The organism is Pseudomonas sp. NFR16, assembly GCF_900108875.1.
Classification (GTDB): domain Bacteria; phylum Pseudomonadota; class Gammaproteobacteria; order Pseudomonadales; family Pseudomonadaceae; genus Aquipseudomonas.
In genome coordinates, this window is record NZ_FNYJ01000001.1 from 271,549 (window position 1) to 289,967 (window position 18,419).

Sequence of the window (18,419 nt, forward strand, 5' to 3'; positions counted from 1 at the left end):
CTTGCAACCGGACGGCCGATACATCGGTATGACTCTCTGCTGCTTCAATGCCTGGCTATCGTCCCATGTCCGATCCTACCGCTTCCCCTGTCAGCTTCGCGCAACGCCGCTCAAGTGTCACGATCATCCGCGCATCCCTGTTCAAGTTCGTTGGCCTGCTGACGGGCGTTTTCCTGCTGACCGGTTACCTGCTCGTCTATCTGGCCAATGACCTTGACCGGACCGAGGAGGCCGAAAGCGCGTTCTACACGGAAAAGGCGGTACGGGCGCTTGAGAAGTCCGTCAGCACCACAGTCAAGGACTATGCGTTCTGGGGGGACGCCTACAGACACTTGCATCTTGCCGTGGATACCGACTGGGCCTACGTGAGCCAGAACCTCGGACCGACGCTGTATGCGGACTTTGGATTTCAGGGCGTATTCGTCGTCAATGATGCCGATCAAACGGTATATTCGGTCATTAACGGCGAGCTCCAATCCGTGGACGCCTCCGCTTGGCTCAAACAGTCACTGGCGACTGTTCTGAGCAAGGCGCGGGCTGGCGCGAAAGCGGAAACGCCAACGACCACGTTCGTCAACATCGGCGGACACCCGGCGCTGGTCGGCGCCGCCGCTATCACACCCGGAACAGACCCGGCGGTGGAGGCCGACGACCGGACTCCTTCGGTCCTGCTTTTTATCGACGTGCTGGAAGGCCCGCGTCTGGACGCCATCGGCAGGGACTTCGGTGTGGATCGCCTGCGCGTCGCCGCCCCTGACGAGCTCGGCGGTCGATCCGTTTTTGCACTGGGCGACGACGGCGCTGCCGGCAGCCTACACTGGAATCCACCCGAACCGGGCGAACGGTTGCTCGGGATGGGCTTGCCGATGGTGGGCATCGCGGCGCTGCTGGTGTACCTCATGGCGTGGGCGATTTTGCGCCGTACAACGGCCAGTGCCCAGGCGCTGGATGCCAGCTACGAATCCTTGCAGACCAGTCAGTCCGCCCTGGCGATCAGCGAAGCGCGCTTTCGCGATGTGGTCGAGGCCAGTTCCGACTGGGTCTGGGAAATCGATCGCCAGGGGCGGTTCACCTACCTGTCCGAACGGTTCGAAGGGGTGACCAGATTGTCCAGACAAGCGTGGCTCGGCGCTTCGATGGACGATCTGCTGAGCACGGAACTGGGCTCGGTGTCCCAGTGGTTGAGCATTCCCAATCGTCGGCCGGACATCAGCGTGCAGTGCCGCTTCGTCGACACTCAGGGCCAGCAACGCATCACCCGGCTCTCTGCCAGAGCGATGGGCGAGCTTGGCTTTCGCGGTACGGCGACGGATGTCACCGAGGAGGTCGAATCGCGTCGGCGTATCGAATTCCTTTCCCAGCACGACGCGCTCACTGGATTGCCCAACCGGACTCGGCTCAGGGAGTTTCTGGACGGCAAGCTCAAGACCCTGCCGACGGTCGAGCGCCCGCTGGTCATGCTCAGCCTGGACCTGGACCGCTTCAAGCCGGTCAACGACCTGTTGGGGCATGCGGCCGGCGACGCTGTCTTGAACAAGATTTCCAGCCGTCTGGCCAGCTGTGTCCGGCATGGAGATCTGGTCGCGCGCATCGGCGGCGATGAATTCGTGCTGATCCTGACTGACGTCAGCGGTCAGGATGAGGTCGAGGCCCTTTGCCAACGCCTGATCGACTCTATCGAGCGACCGATCCGGATTGGCGAGCAGGAAGCGTTCGTCAGTGCCAGCATCGGCATTGCCATGGCGCCGACCGATGCCAACGAAGCCACTGAACTGCTGCGTTACGCCGACATCGCCTTGTACGAGGCCAAGTCCGGGGGGCGTAACACCTGGCGTTTTTACGCCGGCGACATGAACTCGAAGATTGTCGAGCGTCGCCGTCTGGAGAGCGATCTGCGTTTCGCGATTAAGCATGGCGAGTTGCGCCTGCACTTCCAGCCACGCTTTCGCATCGCTGACGCGAAAATGGTCGGCGCCGAAGCACTGGTGCGCTGGCAGCACCCGGAACGCGGCCTGATCGCGCCGGATACGTTCATTCCCATCGCTGAAGAAACAGGTCTGATCCTGGCCTTGAGCAACTGGGTCATGGAGTCGGCTTTCCGTTACGCGGCCAGCTGGCCGGAACCGCTGTTCGTCTCGGTCAACCTGTCGCCTACGGAATTCAAGCGGGGCAATCTGGTGGAGCGCGTTCAGCGGGCGCTGCACGATTCGGGGATCGAGCCGTCGCGCGTGGAGCTGGAGATCACCGAAAGCGTCATGCTCGATGATGCGCCCGGCGCGCTGGACGTCATGCGCACGCTCAAACGGCTGGGCGTACGCATCGCCATGGACGACTTCGGCACGGGGTATTCGTCGCTCAGTTACCTGCGCACATTTCCGTTCGACGGGCTGAAAATCGATCGCAGCTTCCTGTCCAGGCTGGGAGCCACCGAAGACGATCGCTCCATTATCGAAGCGATCGTCGGGCTGGGCCATGCGCTGTCGCTGACGGTGACCGCCGAGGGGATAGAAACGCAGGAGCATCTGGCGATGCTCAAATCGGTGCTGTGCGACGAAGGGCAGGGGTATTTCCTCAGTCGTCCGCTGGACACTGATGGCTTCAGCGCGCTGGTGCGTGTGACCGAGAGCGCTGAGTCACCCGACAACGCCTGATCGACGGAGTCATCGGTCGAGACGGACAGGGCAGGCCGCCGAGGTGGCCTGAGTGCAACCTCGGCCGGCCTTACTCTTCTGGCGTCGCCGTCTTCAGGCCTTCGTTGATCAGGACCATGCTTTGCGGCGAAGACAGCGGAATGCCGAGTTCACGCAGACGCCCCAGGACCGTGAACAGCAGGTCGCTTCTCGCACCGCCCACCGAACGCGGGCTGTTGACGTAGCCGCTGACGCTGATGATCACGCCGGTGTTGGTCAGGTCTTTGAAGGTCACCGACGGCGCTGGCGTGTCGAGGATCGCTTCGTGTTCGGTGAACGCATGCAACAGCAGCTCGCGGATTTTCAGCACATCGGTGTCCAGCGGCAGGGTGAGGGAAATCCCGACGACGCCCAACGCGTTGCCCATGGTGACGTTGCGCACGTTCTGCGTGATGAACTGCGAGTTCGGCACGATCACCGTCGAGCGGTCGGACATCTGGATTTCCGTGGCGCGGACATTGATGCGGCGGATGTCGCCCTCGACCCCCGCCAGGCTCACCCAATCGCCGACCTTCACCGGCCGTTCGGTCAGCAGAATCAGGCCGGAAATGAAGTTCTGCACAATGGCCTGCAGGCCGAAACCGATCCCCACCGACAGCGCGCTGACGACCCAGGTCAGGTTGGTCAGGCTGATGTGCAGCGTAGACATCACCACCGCTATGACCAACACGAAGCCGATGTAACCGATCAAGGTCACCAGCGAGGCTTGCATGCCGGCGTCCATGGTGGTTTCGGGCAGCAGTCGCTCGCTGAACCAGCGCTTGAGCACGCGCACGCCCAGCAGCCCGACCACCACGCAAATCAACGCCATCACGATGTCACTGGGCACGATGTTCAAGTTACCCAGCGATTTGGACGTGACGTCGAGTTGCGCGAAGCTGTCGAGCAGATCGCCAGGGCTTGAACCCGAAGGCAGGAAAGCGAGCAGCACTGCAGTGAACAGCAGCAACGTGCGGCCAATTCCCGCCAGTACCGTGCTGGCTTGCGCCTGATGGCGCGGCGACAGACCCAGTGCCGAACCCAGCGCCATGCCACTGGGCTGCCTGGGTGACAGAAGCGTTTCGCAGATGTCACCGAAGCAGGCGATCAGCAGATAGGCAGTGGCCGAAACCACGCTGATCCAGAGCAGCTTGACCGCCAGAAAATACGCCAGCGTCAGGTAGCCGCCCAGCAGCGCCAGCAGACTCAAGCCGGCCCAGACTGCCACGACGAAAGGAATCAGCCCGGCGAAACCGGCCAGCCGTTCCAGCTCGAAGCGACGACGTACCCGGCGGTAACGCACCAGCGCGAAAACGAACACCAGCGAGATCACCAGCGCGGTCAGGCCATTGACCGCAACCGTCAGCGCCAGGCTGCTGGCGATCACACTGTTGATGCGCTCCTGGGTGCCAATGATCATCAGCGCCAGCGCCAGCACGACCGGGAAGCGGCCCATCGCCGTGGCGATTTCGTCGGGAATCTGCGGCAGCCGCCAGGAAGGGTGGGGCAGCATCAGCAACGCCCGGCCCATGCCGACGATGAAGGCGCAGAAGGTGATCAGCGTCTGCACCTGATCGAGCAGATTGACCACGTCGTTGCTGAGCACCGCACCGCTGACAATTCCCCAGCGCAGCAGGGAAGTGGCGGTGGTGATGGTGAGGATGGTCGACAACCCGACGGCCAGTGCCAAAGCGCTTCGACGCAGGCGACCTTCCGGCAGCCAGCGAATCATTGCCCAGATCAGCAAGCGCTCCAGCAACCGCCGCACCACGACCCAGATCAGTACCGCGCCCAGCACGACGCTGAACAGAAACACCCGGTTGCCCGGTGCCAGCGCCGTGTTGAACACCCGGCGCACGTCGGTCAGCAAACCGTTCATGCGGCCCAGATCGTCATCGGTAGGACGAATCAGCGTGGACCAGAACGCCGAGCTCAGCGGGCTGGCGGTCCGGGTGCTGATCTGCGAGTCGAAAAGGCTGCGGCGCAGGCTGAAAATCTGCGTCGCCAGGTCCCGTGCGGACTGGCTCAGCGTGTTTGCCTGACGTTCATCGTTGACCAGCGCGTTCTTCTGGTTGGTCAGGGTCTTGCGCTGGGCGGTCAGGGTCGACGCCTCGTCGGGCTGCACCGGCCCCAGAATGTTGAGCTGATCGTTCAGGTGCTCGATGTCGACGCCTCGCTGCGCGCTCAGCGCATCGGCCTGTTTCTGCACCTGCAAGGCCGCCTGGCGCAAACTGGAGAGCAGGTCATCGTTGGCGTTGCCCGTGACTTTCTGCCGAATCTGATCGAGCTGCTCATTCAGGTCATCCAGGCTCGGCGCCTCGACGGCCGGCGTTGCGCCGTCAGCGTTATCGACCGAGGGCGCCTGCGCAGGCGCCGAGTGAGCAATGGCAGGCGCGATGATGCACAGCAGCAGCGCGAGCAGTCCGGCATAAAAACGGTTGGACGAGACGTGCAGCATTCTCTTTCCTTCTTGCGTTAAGCGGCTCGACCCTGTCCCTGCGCAGAGCCATGAGTGTGAACGTCAGTCGGCGGCAGTCGCCCGGCAGCCCGGGCGCATCATGCGGACGCCAGCGACAGCGGGCGGCCCAGGCCTTTTTCATAGTGCGACAGAAAATACTGCCACTCCACATCGCTCCAGTAGGAATGGCGACGCAACTGCGGAATGTCGTGCCGAGCGGCGCGCAAGGTACTGGCGCGACCGTGGGATTTCTCGAGGTCCAGCAGCGCCAGCTCGAAATCCGGGCCGTGCTCGGTCTCCAGCGTCTTGATGAAAATATGTTTGGAGCGCATGCAGCCGTGCTGCCAGCGGCCCAGGTGCATGCGCGACAGCAGCACGGCAAGCTTTTCCAGGACCTTCAAGTGCTCTTCCTGAGTCAGTTGCGTGCGGGCGCCCTGGTCATACCAGGTGTCCAGGTCCTGAAAGCCGTTGAGGTCTTTGGTGACCAGAACACCGTGCCAGACGCCTTTGACTTTTTCTGCGCCGTAGTAGATCGGCTGAGGGGCGGTGACACCCAGTTGCATCAACCTGGAAAGCGCCCGGCCTTCACGCATGACGGTAGGGCGCCCGAACGGGTATTTCAGACTGCGGAACAGGTGGCCGGTCTGACGCTTCACATACACGGTCTTGCCATCATGGACGACACGCTGAACACCGCTTGTGCCACTGCGTCGCACGTTGGGCTCTTCGACCCACGGACCCGAGGTGCTCCACCAATACGAAAAATCCTGCTCACGTTGGCGCATTGCGCACTCCCGTTTCAAATTATTGTAAATAAATGTTCAGGCTGGTCTGCCCGACCATGGGTGCGAAAGGCGCTCCCGATTGCCCCATTGGCTCACGAAAATCGTCCTCGGCGCCGCTTTATTCAAAGGCTGCCAGCTGCAGCCTCTGCGCTGACTGACCGCTGCGGGCGGTTGAGAGACCATTACCGGCATCAATAGTTGCACGATCTTAAACTGTAACACGGTGTTGCACCTCATCCTCGACTTATCCCCGGCGCAGGACCGGCTTTAGCCGGGAAGGCGTCTGACGCCACGCCGGAAAATCCAGGGGGATCACACCGTCTTCTTCCCGGCTGAAGCCGGTCCTACAACGCGCGTCCTGCGCACACCGCATCCCCGCGTACACCGCGTTCAAACCGTAGGACCGGCTTTAGCCGGGAAGGCGTCTGACGCCACGCCGGAAAATCCAGTGATCACACCGTCTCCTTCCCGGCTGAAGCCGGTCCTACAACGCGCGTCCTGCGCACACAGCATCCCCGCGTACACCGCGTTCAAACCGCAGGACCGGCTTTAGCCGGGAAGGCGTCTGACGTCACGCCGGAAAATCCAGTGATCACACCGTCTCCTTCCCGGCTGAAGCCGGTCCTGCAACGCGCGTCCTGCGCACACCGCATTCTCCGCGCACACCGCGTTCAAACCGTAGGACCGGCTTCAGCCGGGAAGGCCTCTGACGTCACGCCGGAAAATCCAAGGGGGATCACACCGACTTCTTCCCGGCTGAAGCCGGTCCTACAACGTGCGTCCTGCGCACACCGCATCCTCGCGTACACCGCGTTCAAACCGTAGGACCGGCTTCAGCCGGGAACGCGCCAGACGCCATACCGCAAAAATCAAGGCGTCAATGCGCGGTGCTGGCAAATGAGCAGCAGTGCTCAAAATCAGAAAGAATCGGATCCAATAGGGAATTAATTCGCCAGCTAAGGCTCTAGTTCGTGGCGCATGGAAACTCGTCCGTGCGCCAGCCTCACACGTTACAGCGCCGTCTGACGGCGAAGCCAATCCGGACGGCGCTGCTTAATCCACCTGACAGGGATGCAACCTCTTCATGCCAACCACTTCATCGACGACGCCCGCCAGGGGCGAGCTCCTCGCCACGTTTCGTTATGGCAAAGGTTTTTTGATTTTTCTGTTGATCTTCGGCGTTGTCATGCTCGCCATGGCCGGCTTCGTTCTGTACCTGAGCACCATCCTTCCGAACGCAGCTTCCGGGCCTGTCGCCGTGACGACACGAAGCACAGGCACGGTCCAGTTCTCCAGCACCGTGATGCTAGTGTATGCCACCAGCGCGTTCCTGGCGCTCATCGGCATCGGCGCATTCGGTGTGCGTGCGTGGCACAAGAAGATGCGTCTGAGCCAGTACGAGCTGTATGAATACGGCATCGCTGAGACCACTCAGGGAAACACGACTTACCTGCCGTACACCGAGATCGAAGACGTCTACCTGTTCAGCTCGGGTCAGGCGGGTTTCTCCGGGCTGATCACCAATCTGGCTTATCGTCGCAACGCCTCTGAGCCGTTGCGTCGGGTCAATGAAGCGCTGAAGGGGTTTCACGACTTTCAGCAACGGTTCCGCGAGTTGTACCTCAACGCTCGTCAACCGGTGGTGCTGGAGACCCTGCGCGCAGGCGGCAGCGTGACGTTCAACTATGTCGACTCTGCTCAAGTCTGGCGCAAACGCGCGGCCGGCAATTTCCTGGAGGTCAACACGCTGCCGATAGTGGTGTCCCGCGATGCCTTGCAGCTACAGGGCAGCCGCGTGCCGATGTCCATCCTTGGCAGCATCGACCTCAGCGCCTGGAGCGAGAAGGTGGTGATCAACGATCAGTCGGGCAACGTGGTGCTGTCGACCGTAGCGACTGGCATTCTGAGCCTCGACCTGTTCCTCTCCACGCTGACTTTGCTCAAAGACGGCCAGACCCGGGAGCCCTCCCACGCTACGCCTTTGACGGCGTGATCACGGGCTTGAATTGAACGACGGAATCGCGGATCAATGTCGGAACACACCATTTACAGCGTCAAAGGGGAAAGCCAGGAGCTGAAGGCAGCCGTGGCCAGCGCCCGGACGACCTTCAAGTTCTTCTGGCGAGAGTTGTCGTGGGAATCGCGCAGGATCGTCAAGTGCCTGGATCTGGCGGCGGTCAAACTGTCGTTCGCCCTCGACCCGGACGACCCCCAGATACCCGCAGTCGAAAACATGTGGGTAGGTGATGTCGAGTTCGACGGGCAGACCATCACCGGCGTGCTGATGAACGAACCGCGCTGGGCAACGTCACTGCAGGCGTCGGATACGGTGTCGCTGCCCTTCGAGGCCCTCAATGACTGGATGTACGTCCGCAATGGCCACGTCTATGGTGGATTCACCGTGGACGCCCTGCGCGCGGGCATGACCGAGGACGCTCGCGATGAGCATGACCGGGCGTGGGGGCTGGATTTTGGCACGCCGGGCCTCGTACAAGTGGTGCCTGCCGCGGATGATCAGCAACCCTGGCTGCTGTCCCGAAACCTGGACAGCGCAGAGGATCGGCAGACGCTCGCCACTCTGGAACACACCGAACATCCAATGGCGTTGAACATGCGAGAAAAAGTAGAGGAGGGGTTGCAGGAGCATCCGCACGTCATTCACGACTACGATCCAGCGGGCTGGCTGATGCTGCACCGCGAAGTGCTGGCAGGTAATTATCCAGTGGTTGCTGCGCTGCTGCGCCACGGCGCCGATCCGCTGGCACCCAATGTTCATGGGCAGACCTCGCTGGCGCTGGCAAGCGCTGCGGGCTGGCCGCGAATCGTCGCCCTGCTGCAAGGCAACGATCCGGAATACACCGGCCCGGTTCAGTCCCGAGGGTTTCCCCTGTGGCCGATCGGCTTTGCACTCATGGCACTCGGCCTGGGCTGGCTGTACTACCTGGTGATCTACCCGCTGCAGGAGACCTGGGGCGGGCGCTCGGTCGAGATCGCCAGCTCATGGGGTTTCCTCGGCGCGGTCATGGTGTTGGGTTATGGCATCGTATCCGGCACAGGCCCCTGGTACTTCAGGTTGCGCATGCGCACGCCGCAATGGGGCGGCTCGCGCCTGCTGGATCTGATCGCGCTGCTGATTGGCGCGGTTATCGCCTTCACGCTGCACGACCAGCTCCAACATTATGTGATCGGCTTCCACAACAGCACCCGCTAGTGCCACTCAGACCTGTCAGGACTTAGGTTCCTTGGTCCCAAGCACATCGCGAATGCCATCCACCACGTTGCTGTCCTTGATCACGTCGTTCAGCCAGCCTTCCAGCGGCATGTTGCCCCATTTGATCGCGCGCTCGATCAGGTAGGGGACAGGACTTTGCGGCTCGGTCTGTTTGAAGAACTGCGCCACGCCCGCCAGCAGGGTAAACGCCTCGTCGCGGGTCAGCGGGGTTGTGCGCAATGGCGCTGAAGCGGTGTCTTTCACGGTCATCGTCATGGCGCTACCTGAAGTGTTCGGCAGCTCGATCGCGGCCGCAGGTTCGGATGGCGCCTGCGGTGCGGGAGCGTTGAGTTCGACGCCACGGTCTTTGAGCAGTTTTTCGGCGAGTTGCGCGGCACGAGAAAGGATTTCGATCAGCGTGGCGAAGCTCGGTGCCTCATGGCCGAACAGCTGATCGGCAGTGGCTTGCAGCTGACGACAGGCGTGCAGGCTGTCGTTGATTTCAGCCGCCTTGCGCACGAAGTGTTCGGTGTCGGTGAGCACCACCGAGCGCTGGAAGATTTCCGCATTGATCTTGCCTTCTTCCAGCGCGAGGCGCATCGCCTGCTGATTCTGCAAGGCAAGGTTTTCAATGTGACGCGACTCGTCGTAGCGCAACAGGCCGAAGCCGTCGCCCTGGGTAATCGGCAGGCCGCCGACGACATCGGTCAGCGTCGTTTTCAGCCAGGCCAGGCGGGCAGCGCGCTCCTCCAGACCCTCATCGAGCGCCGGGTACAGACCATCCCAGAACTGCCGCAGGATTCGCTCGGCCAGGGTCAGGCCGAAGGTGATGCCCTGGAAATGATATTTGTGCGCCAGCGCTTCACTGAGCCAGGCGACGAGCATCAGGTCCTTGCTCTGCTGAGCGAGTCCCTGTGCAGCCAAGGTGATCGTCAGGTCCCAATCCGATGATTTCAGATCGGTCTGCCAGTCACCCTGGGTAAGGTAATCAGGGTCTGCCCGACGAGCCTCTTTGACGTTGTCGAACAGCGTGGAAAAGCTCAGGTCTTCGCCGCTGCCTCCATTGATCGGCGCTGTGAGTTCGGTCAGTGAAAGGTCGTTGAGAAATTCAGACATGGTCAACTCGGAAATGAATAAAAGAACACCATGCCGATCGGATCGGCATGGTGTTGAACAAGGGCCATCGCCATCGGCGGTGACCCGGGGTGCTTACGCGATTACGCGAAAACCTTGTTGGCGGTACGGTCCCAGCCGCCAGTGACGTTACCGCCACCCTGGCCGTCGGCACGGCTCTGCTGGGTGTAGGTGGTCTTGATCCGCGCGAAGTTGAAGCTGATTTCTTCGATCGGCAGATCGCTCACAGCCTTGTCTTCGCCATTCTGGTTACCACCGGCGATGGCCTTGACCGACGACACCACAACCTCTTCCAGATTGATGGTCAGGTAGGTCAGCTTGTCGCCGCCGGCACGGTTCACGTTCAGTTGGATCTTGGCGATGTGAGTGCCTTTGCAGCAGGCTTCGAACAGCTTCGCGGACGCCTTGTCGACGGCTTTGCGAATGCTGAAATCGCTCAGCGCGACGCGCTCGGACGACGCACCACCCGAGGAACTTGCGGTCGCCGAGGTCGCTTGAGTGGCGCCGTATTCGTAGCCCAGAACTTCGATCCAGTCCTTGTGCTTGTCGTCCAGCACTTCACCTGGAATCCCGTCGATCTGAATATATGCGTCAAATGCCATTTTTTACGTCTCCATTTTCTTACATTTAAGGGCCAGCCTTACCTGCGGCCAGATCTCAGCCCCTTGATTTGACCTCCTTGATCATTCAAGAGAGGTCTGTTGCCGCTGCCTCAGCCTCCGCACGCAGAGGCTCAGGCGCCGGTTCCTTCTGAGCGATACGCGTACTCAGTTGAGCGCGCGCACCTCGATTTCCACCCGTCGATTGGGCTCCAGGCATTGAATGAGTTGCGGCCTTGGCAGCTGCATGTCGCACTTGACCAGCGGTTTCTCGCTGCCTTCGCCTACGGCCTCGACCAGTTCGGCGGGCACGCCCTTGCCGACCAGGTAGGTCTTGATGGTCTGAGCACGTTGCCTGGACACCTGCAGGTTGCCTTGCGGGTCACCCAGCTGGTCGGCGTGACCGGCGATGATGATCTTGCCGATGTTCGGGGTGCTCAGCAGCTTGCCGGCGATTGCGCTCAGCTGGCTCTGGCCCTCGGTTTTCAGGCTCTGGAAGTCAGCGCGGGCAAACGCGAACAGCGTGTCCGACTCAAGGGTGATCGTCTCGATCGAGCGCAGCGACTGCGACAGCAGGCTATTGATGTAATTGCGCGAGCTGGACGTCAGGAACGCGTTGTCGAGGATCCGTGGCACGTCCGGTTCGTGGATCTGATCGCTGTAGAAATTGACCTGGCGACTAGCGAGTTCGTAGTCGGTTCCCGCATTCGGAGCGACCGCGAAGGCTGTCATGTTTTTGCCTGTCTGCCGTGCGATGGCGGGGTACCAGTAATCAGGAATTCTGGCCTTGAGGAACGCCGGGTCTGCCTTCTCGCGTTGCGAGCGCGACAACATCACGTAGGTCTCCAGCGTGGCCTTGCCGAAATCAGCGATCGACTGAGCGCGGTTATCGGCCGGCAGGGCGCGGGGCTCGACGCTGTCGACGCCGGTGACCGGCATCAGGTCCTTGGCGTTGCGTTGATACACCTTGATCGTGGTCAGCAGATACAGCGACCGGGTCAGGTTGTCGGCGGTCGGCTTGAGCATCACGGTTTCAAGGCGGCTGAAGTAGCGGCTGCGCAATACGGGCTCGATTTTGTAACCCTGGTACAGGCCCAGACGCAGGCGCAGCGGAACGCCCTGATCGTGATGCCGCGCGTAGTAATCGGCGGTCCAGAAACGCAGGCGGTCAAGGGTCTGCCAGGACGTGTACTGCTGCGGCGTCGCCTTGTCCTGCGCCGCTGCTGCGGTCAACTCCGCCGACAGCGTTTCGATGGCGGACGCATTGTTCCAGTAGGACCAGCCCCACAGACTGCACAGCAGCAGCGCGACCAGACTGGCGCCGCCCACCCACGCCGCCTTGCGGCGACGCTCGCGGAAATTGGTGGTGTACAGCGCCACCAGATGCTGGTCCGGAATGATGACCTTGCGGAACAGGCTGTTGATGAACAGCGGCTGCGGTTGCGCAGTACCGCTGGCGCTCGCCGGCTCGGCTTCAAAGTGAAAACGCTCACTGACCTGGCGAGTGTGGCCGCCCGGTTCCGGCGCGTCAGCGTCCAGCGCGCTGGTGAAATAGAAGCCGCGCAGCAGCTCCGCGTCCTGGTACGGGTTGGCGCGCAACAGGGCATCGACGAACTGCTGCAGCCTGGGCTTGAGCGCCGCCAGTTCCAGCGGAAAGCGGTAGACGGCGGAGTCCTGCCGAGTGATCTGGATGTCCTGCAATACCAGTTGCTGACTGGCAACTTCCTGCCAGTACCGGGTCAGCTCGTCCATGGCTACGCCAAAGCGCTGACCCCAATCGGCCTTTTCATAATCCTTGTGCGTGAAGGTCTTGCCCATCACCTCGCCACGGGCCACTTCATCCAGTCGCCGGTAAAACGCGCTGAACCCCGGCACCAGGTCGCATTTGGTGAACACCAGATAGACCGGCAGGCGCACTTCCAGCAGCGAATGGGTTTCCTGAATGCGCTCGCGCAGTCGTTTGGCAAGGCGCTCCTGATCCTCCACCGAGCTCTGCAGGATGTCATGAATGCTCACCGTCACGATCAGCCCGTTGAGCGGGCGCCGCTGGCGATGTTGACGCAGCAACTGGAGAAACGCGCGCCACTTGCCGGCTTCTTCCTGGTTGTTCATGTAGCGCCCGGCAGTGTCCAGAAGCACGGCCTCGGAGCTGAAAAACCAGTCGCAGTTGCGCGTGCCGCCCAGCCCGGCGACCCGCACGCCTTCGCGTTCGGCATACGGGAAATTCAGGCCGGACTGATACAGCATGGTGCTTTTACCCGCGGCTGGCTGGCCGACCACCAGGTACCACGGCAGTGCGTACAGCGCGTCCTTGCTGGCGGTGCCGCGGGGCTTGTTGCTGTGCAGGCGGTCGATGCTCTGCAACAGACGTTCGCGCAGCAGGCTGACTTCTTCACGGTCGGCAGGGCTGGCGTTGAGCACCGCCTGATCGGCGTCATCGCGCAGCAGGCCTTCCAGGTTGTGGTGCCGCGACGCGCCCCGATAGAGCAGCCGCACGTAACCGGCAGACAGCAACAGGAACAGACCGATACCCGCCAGCAGGCTGTGCAGGGAATTGAAATCCAGGGCGCGACCGATGGCCCACACGACGAAGATCGTCAGGAAGAAGCAGATCCCCAGAATGTAGGGCTGGTAACGCAAAAAGTAATACTTGATCTTGTTCATACAGACTTCACATCCGGCGCGTCGACAAAACGATCGATGACGTCATAAAGGGGGCATTGGGAGTCAGGAAATTCGGGCGGCCGATGGTGTTCGTCGAAGGTCGCGAAGTTCGCCAGCACGTCATAGGTGCCCGTGCTGGCGTCGTTGCCGGTCAACACGGCGTACAGGCTGTGGGCGCTTCGGGACGGAAAGCAGAACAGCTTTGGACGCATGAAGTCGTCGGCCAGTACGCTGACCTGCGGCGATACCCGGTTCGCACTCAGGCGTGTCAGCCAGTCGACCCACAGATCGGCGGTCGGGTTTTTCAGGCCGCGCTCGGCGGGCAACGGCAGACAGACGCTTGGGGCATCGGTGTGATGCCACGGGCGGCGCAAGGCATGCAGCCGGGTCAGCACCGCATGGGTGATGAACTCGGGGTAAGAGTTTTTCAACGCGTCGCTGATGTCGCGCAGGTTGAAGTTGCGCAGAAACTTTTCATGCACCTGGCGGAACAGCGCGAAGTCCTGACCCTGCAACGGGCGCAGCGCCTTGATTTTTTCGAACAGCAGCGCTGGCTGTTCGCCCTGCACCCCGCGATGCAGCAGCGATTTGATCTGCGCACTGAACAGCTCGCTCAGCGTGAACGGGTTGACCAGACGTTCATTGTCCACTGCCTTGAGCGTCTGGAAAATGAAGAACGGATAGCGCCGCTGACTGGCATCCATCGAGCTGATCAGGCCGCCCAGCAGCCAGTTGCCCGACCGCGCGCGGTAGGAAAAGAAACACACCGGCAGAGGATCGAACAGCGTGCGCCAGTCCTCGCGCGGATGAATCGCCGCCAGCGAATCCTGCAGCCAGCCGTCGAACTCGCAGACCTCGTCAGCGGCGCCATGCAGGCTGACGAAGTCGGCGCTGGCCGGTATTTTCCCGAAGCAACCAATCATCGGCCGCTCCTCAGGTTCAAGGCATGCCGGCTCACTTGGTCCGCCCGTCCGCAACATTGACCGGGGTGTTCAACGCGCTCAGCGCCTTGACGTTGGCAAGGTCGGTCAGCTTGACGCCGCCGTAGTTGCGCACGGCCAGGCTCACCTGACCCTTGGCGGTGCTCCAGCTGAAGCGCTGCTGAATGCCATCCAGATCATCCACACGGGCGCTGTCGTTCATTCGCAGCAAGCCCCAGCGGCCCGGGTAATCGAATACGGTGATGCGCTCGCCGGTCAACGTCACCACATCCAGACGCGCGCCCGGTGCCGTGGTCGTGCCCGGCCAGGAGAAACGGCTCCAGCTGGTTTTGCCGTTGCGGTAATGCTGCTCCTGACCGTCCAGGGTGAAGATGATGTCGGTGAAGTAAGCCGACGGTTCGAGCATGATTTCGAAGCCGTTTTCCTTGTCCGACAGGCTGGCGATCACTTCGCCCAGAGAACTGGCCTTGTCGATACTGTTGACCATGTTCGGATTGACCAACGGTGCAGCCTTGGCACCGCTGCTCATGCCCAGGCCTTCGCCTCCGGAGAGGTTGCCGATTTCGTTGCGCTTGAAGTTCGGCAGCAGGCCCGATTCGGGATCGACGAAACGCTGCAGGTCTTTGACCGAGGCTTCGTTGCGGCTGCCGGCGGCAATCGGGTAGCGGTGCGCCATGACCTGTTCCCATGGCTTGGCGATCTGCTGCGCCCAGGCCTTGGCGATCTGCTGCCCGGCCGGATCGCGCAGGGTTTCCCAGGCGAACTGGATAGGCAGGCTGAACAAACTTTGCAGCGAAGCCGACAGATTTCCTTGACTGGTGTCGACAGTGGTTTCAACGTAGTTGCGTACGTTAGTCACTTCGCTTGGCTGGCCTTCCAGGGTTTCGCTGATCAGCTGCTTGCTGCTCTTGCCCACATCCTGCGAACGCTGGATGTTGTTCATGCGCACCTTGAGCTTGCGCAGTGCCGCCAGATAGCGATCCATGATCGTGCTGTCGGCACCCTCGGAGTTCTGCGCGGCGAACACGCGGGACACCGGTTCGAAGCGTTTCGCCAGGCTGCCGTCGTCCACCGGCGGCAACGGCGAGAGCATCGCCACCGATGACTTCTGCGGATCATCGAACAGCCCGGTCACCTTGCCCCAGAACGTGTCTTGCGGCGTGCTGCCAGGTTGCTGCGTTTCACGCGGGGCAGGCAGGTCCCATTGCGTGTTGTCATTGACCGCCGAGAGCAGGATCTTGACTGGCGAGTTCTGCACGTCACTGAGCAACGATAACTGTTCGGTGGCGTTGGCCATGTCGGTGAAATGCCGAACGCCGACACCGTTGAGCAGAGCGTACCAGACCTGCGCGTAGTCGCGTTTGTAACGCGCCATGAACTCACGCATGAAGTTGGCTTTTTGAACGATGCTGTCGCCGCCCTCGCCATCGAGCACCCAGTCGGATTCGTTGCGCAGATTGCCCGAGACCAGCTTGATCAACTCCGGTTTGACGAAGCCGTCCCAGCCTTGCCGGGTGAAGATGGCCGGCACCGCTTCACTGCCGTAGAGCAATTGGCGGCCGGGCAGTGGCACCAGATCGTTGAGGCTGATGGCCGGGAACTGACGGCTGGATTCCAGCTGCAGGCGAAGGTATTCGCGGTCCACCAGCGAGCTGGAGATCATGAACGACTTCAGGCTCTTGCGCGTGCTGTCGACCAGTTGTTCGTTGCGCGGCAGGGCAGGGGCCTGACCGTTCTTGAGTAACTGCACGTACATCGGTGCGTTGTCCTGGATCACCTGATCGCTGACCGGGCTGGCCTCGGTCGAGGTGCTGGCCCAGGCGACCGGCAGCGCGGCGCTGACGAATTCAGGGTCCGGATGGGCATCGGGCTGCGTCAGCATCAGGTACAGCTTGAGCGAGTTGTACGATTCGATGATCGACGCCACCTGCTGCTCATCCAGACGCCCGAGCATTTCCTCGGACAGCGACAGTCCGCCGGTGGTCGCCGAAAGCTCGGCCGCATCACTGGCGGTCGCACGGTTGCGCAGGGCGGCCATCGCGCCGTCGCGGGTGTTGCCGACAGTGCCTTTGGCCATGCCTTTGAGCCGGTTGCCCGCGTCGCCGGCACTGCGTGGAATGCTGCTCAGCGTCGGTCTGCCTGCGTTGGCGGCGAGATTCTGCACGCCCCGGTCGATCAGTTTCTGGCCCTTGCCGGCTTTACCGGTCGCCTTGCCGGCGGTGGCCGGGAATTCGTTCTGAGGGTCCATCGACTTGGCGAACTCGTTGAACGTGCGCATCTGCATTTGCAGCTTCAACGCCACTGGCTCCAGCGCCTGAGTGCGCAGTTGCTGCAGGTAAGCCGACTCGGCGGCAGCGAAAATATCGTCGCCGCGGTACAGGCCTGCGCTCAATTGCAGCGGCACGCCCTTGGCACGATGTTTTTCGATCAGCGTCAGTTCATCGCGCAGCAGCTCCAGGCCTTCGCCTGCCGCCATGCGCTGGTCACGATCGGGCGCCGCGTTGAGGGCGCTGATTTTCTGTTCGAGCGCTGCGATCCACGCGCGGTTGTTCTGAAATGCCAGCGCCTGCCAGCCGATGAAGGCAAGGCCGGCCAGCGCCGCCAGCGCGATCACGGCAGGGCTCAGCGAGGTATCGCGACCGGTGCGCGACTGGTAGCGGGTCAGATCACGGTCGGCAAAGATGACGCGACGGAAGGTGTCGGTGATGAAGTAACTGCGGTCGCCGACCTTTTTGCCGCCTGCCTCGCAGACGGTCGCAGGCTCCTGGCCCGGCAGCAGCGCGAAGGACTCCGCCAGATCGTCCTCGTACACCTGACTCAGTTGCTGGTCGGTCTGCAACGCGCTGGTGAAATACAGGCCACGCAGCAACAGCGGGCTGCCATGACTGGCCGGTTGGGTGAAATGCTCGAGGAACTGCTCAAGCACGCCCGACAACTCGGCGAAATAATTCGGGAAGTTGAGCAACGCGCTGTTGGCGTCGGCGCCCAGGTGGATCATCTGCGCGTCGACGTGACGCTTGATGCCGTTGTGCAGATTGGCCAGTTTGCTGTCGAGCACGGCGCGCAGGCCGAGGCTGCGGATCTCCGACAGGCCGAACGTCATACCCAGCGGCTGCTGCCGTTCGGTGAGATCCAGGCCGTCGAACGCCTGATTGAAGCCAGGCAGTTGGTCAGTCTTGCTCAGCATCAGGTAGATCGGCGGATTGGCGTCCAGGCAACGCACATACTCTGCGATGCGCGACACCAGCAGGGTGGCCATCTGCGCGCGTTCATCGGCAGTAGCCGCCAGCAGCTCTGGCAGGCTCACCACCAGCACCAGGCCGTTGACTGCCGCCTTCTTGCGCTGCTTTTTCAGCAGTTGCAGGAAAGCGGTGAATTCGCTGGCCGACTGATCGTCGCGAAGGTAACGCCCGGCTGTGTCGATCAGCACCGCGTCGGGGCTGAAATACCAGTCGCAGTGTTGCGTACCGCTGTCGTTGTCGTTCTGGCTGCTGGCAATGCTGGCAGACAGGCCCGAACGGGTGAGCAGGGAGGTCTTGCCAGCCGCCGACATGCCGATGACCAGATACCACGGCAAGTCGTACAGGGCCGAAGAACCGCCGCCGCCCGCGGAGCGGTCGGCACGCAGCATCGCGATGGCGTGCTTGAGCCTGTCTCTGAGCACCTGCTGGTCGCGGAATTCGCCATTGGATTTGAGCGAGCGATCGAGTTCGATGTGCACCAGGTTTTCGAGGTTGCGCTCGATACGGACGCGCTTGTAGTGACGCAGCAAGATGATCAGCGCGTAGAAGGTACTGACGATCAGCATGGTTTCGTGCAACTGCTCACCCGACCACTGCACACGCGGGGCGATGAACCAGCACACGGCCAGGCTTGCCAGCCAAAGCGTGACGATGAGGAACCAGAAGCTTTTTAACGCACGAAGTAATGTTTTCATGTCTTCCTGACTCGGTTACCT

Annotated in this window: 10 protein-coding genes; 3 read left to right on the forward strand and 7 right to left on the reverse strand. The window is 61.8% G+C overall.

Going from position 1 to position 18,419, the window contains the following annotated elements:
- Positions 1 to 65: 65 nt before the first annotated feature.
- On the forward strand, positions 66 to 2,651 hold the full coding sequence (locus BMZ10_RS01330; protein ID WP_093458266.1) for a bifunctional diguanylate cyclase/phosphodiesterase: 2,586 nt from the start codon (positions 66 to 68) through the stop codon (positions 2,649 to 2,651).
- A 70-nt stretch (positions 2,652 to 2,721) separates the two neighbouring features.
- Here BMZ10_RS01330 and BMZ10_RS01335 read toward each other — a convergent pair whose 3' ends face one another.
- Positions 2,722 to 5,127 carry a DUF3772 domain-containing protein gene (locus BMZ10_RS01335; RefSeq protein ID WP_093458267.1) on the reverse strand — a complete coding sequence of 802 codons (2,406 nt, stop codon included), beginning with the start codon at positions 5,125 to 5,127 and terminating at the stop codon, positions 2,722 to 2,724.
- Positions 5,128 to 5,225: 98 nt separating this feature from the next.
- Positions 5,226 to 5,912: a lipopolysaccharide kinase InaA family protein gene (locus tag BMZ10_RS01340; RefSeq protein ID WP_093458268.1), complete on the reverse strand. Its 687-nt coding sequence runs from the start codon at positions 5,910 to 5,912 to the stop codon at positions 5,226 to 5,228.
- Positions 5,913 to 6,996: 1,084 nt separating this feature from the next.
- Between BMZ10_RS01340 and BMZ10_RS01345 the strand changes: the two genes are divergently transcribed.
- Complete coding sequence (locus BMZ10_RS01345; protein ID WP_093458269.1) at positions 6,997 to 7,905, forward strand: hypothetical protein; 909 nt, start codon at positions 6,997 to 6,999, stop codon at positions 7,903 to 7,905.
- Between the two features lie 36 nt (positions 7,906 to 7,941).
- Positions 7,942 to 9,123, forward strand: coding sequence for a DUF2314 domain-containing protein (locus tag BMZ10_RS01350; RefSeq protein ID WP_093458270.1), 1,182 nt, complete (start codon positions 7,942 to 7,944; stop codon positions 9,121 to 9,123).
- A 15-nt stretch (positions 9,124 to 9,138) separates the two neighbouring features.
- Here the strand turns inward: BMZ10_RS01350 and tssA are convergent, their stop codons facing one another.
- The 5 genes from tssA to BMZ10_RS01375 all read right to left on the reverse strand — a co-directional run bounded on the left by tssA (position 9,139) and on the right by BMZ10_RS01375 (position 18,398).
- Positions 9,139 to 10,239 (reverse strand): type VI secretion system protein TssA, encoded by a 1,101-nt coding sequence (tssA, locus tag BMZ10_RS01355; RefSeq protein ID WP_093458271.1) that lies wholly within the window; start codon positions 10,237 to 10,239, stop codon positions 9,139 to 9,141.
- 101 nt (positions 10,240 to 10,340) lie between these two features.
- Positions 10,341 to 10,859: an Hcp family type VI secretion system effector gene (locus BMZ10_RS01360; RefSeq protein ID WP_093458272.1), complete on the reverse strand. Its 519-nt coding sequence runs from the start codon at positions 10,857 to 10,859 to the stop codon at positions 10,341 to 10,343.
- 165 nt (positions 10,860 to 11,024) lie between these two features.
- The gene (gene tssM / locus BMZ10_RS01365; RefSeq protein WP_093458273.1) at positions 11,025 to 13,520 is read right to left on the reverse strand and encodes a type VI secretion system membrane subunit TssM; all 2,496 of its coding nucleotides are present in this window, start codon (positions 13,518 to 13,520) and stop codon (positions 11,025 to 11,027) included.
- Positions 13,517 to 14,443, reverse strand: coding sequence for a type VI secretion system-associated protein TagF (gene tagF, locus BMZ10_RS01370; RefSeq protein ID WP_093458274.1), 927 nt, complete (start codon positions 14,441 to 14,443; stop codon positions 13,517 to 13,519). Before tagF ends, tssM begins: the two co-directional genes overlap by 4 nt.
- A 31-nt stretch (positions 14,444 to 14,474) precedes the next feature.
- Entirely contained in the window at positions 14,475 to 18,398 is a 3,924-nt protein-coding gene (locus tag BMZ10_RS01375) for a type VI secretion protein IcmF/TssM N-terminal domain-containing protein (protein ID WP_093458275.1), read from the reverse strand.
- Positions 18,399 to 18,419 lie beyond the last annotated feature (21 nt).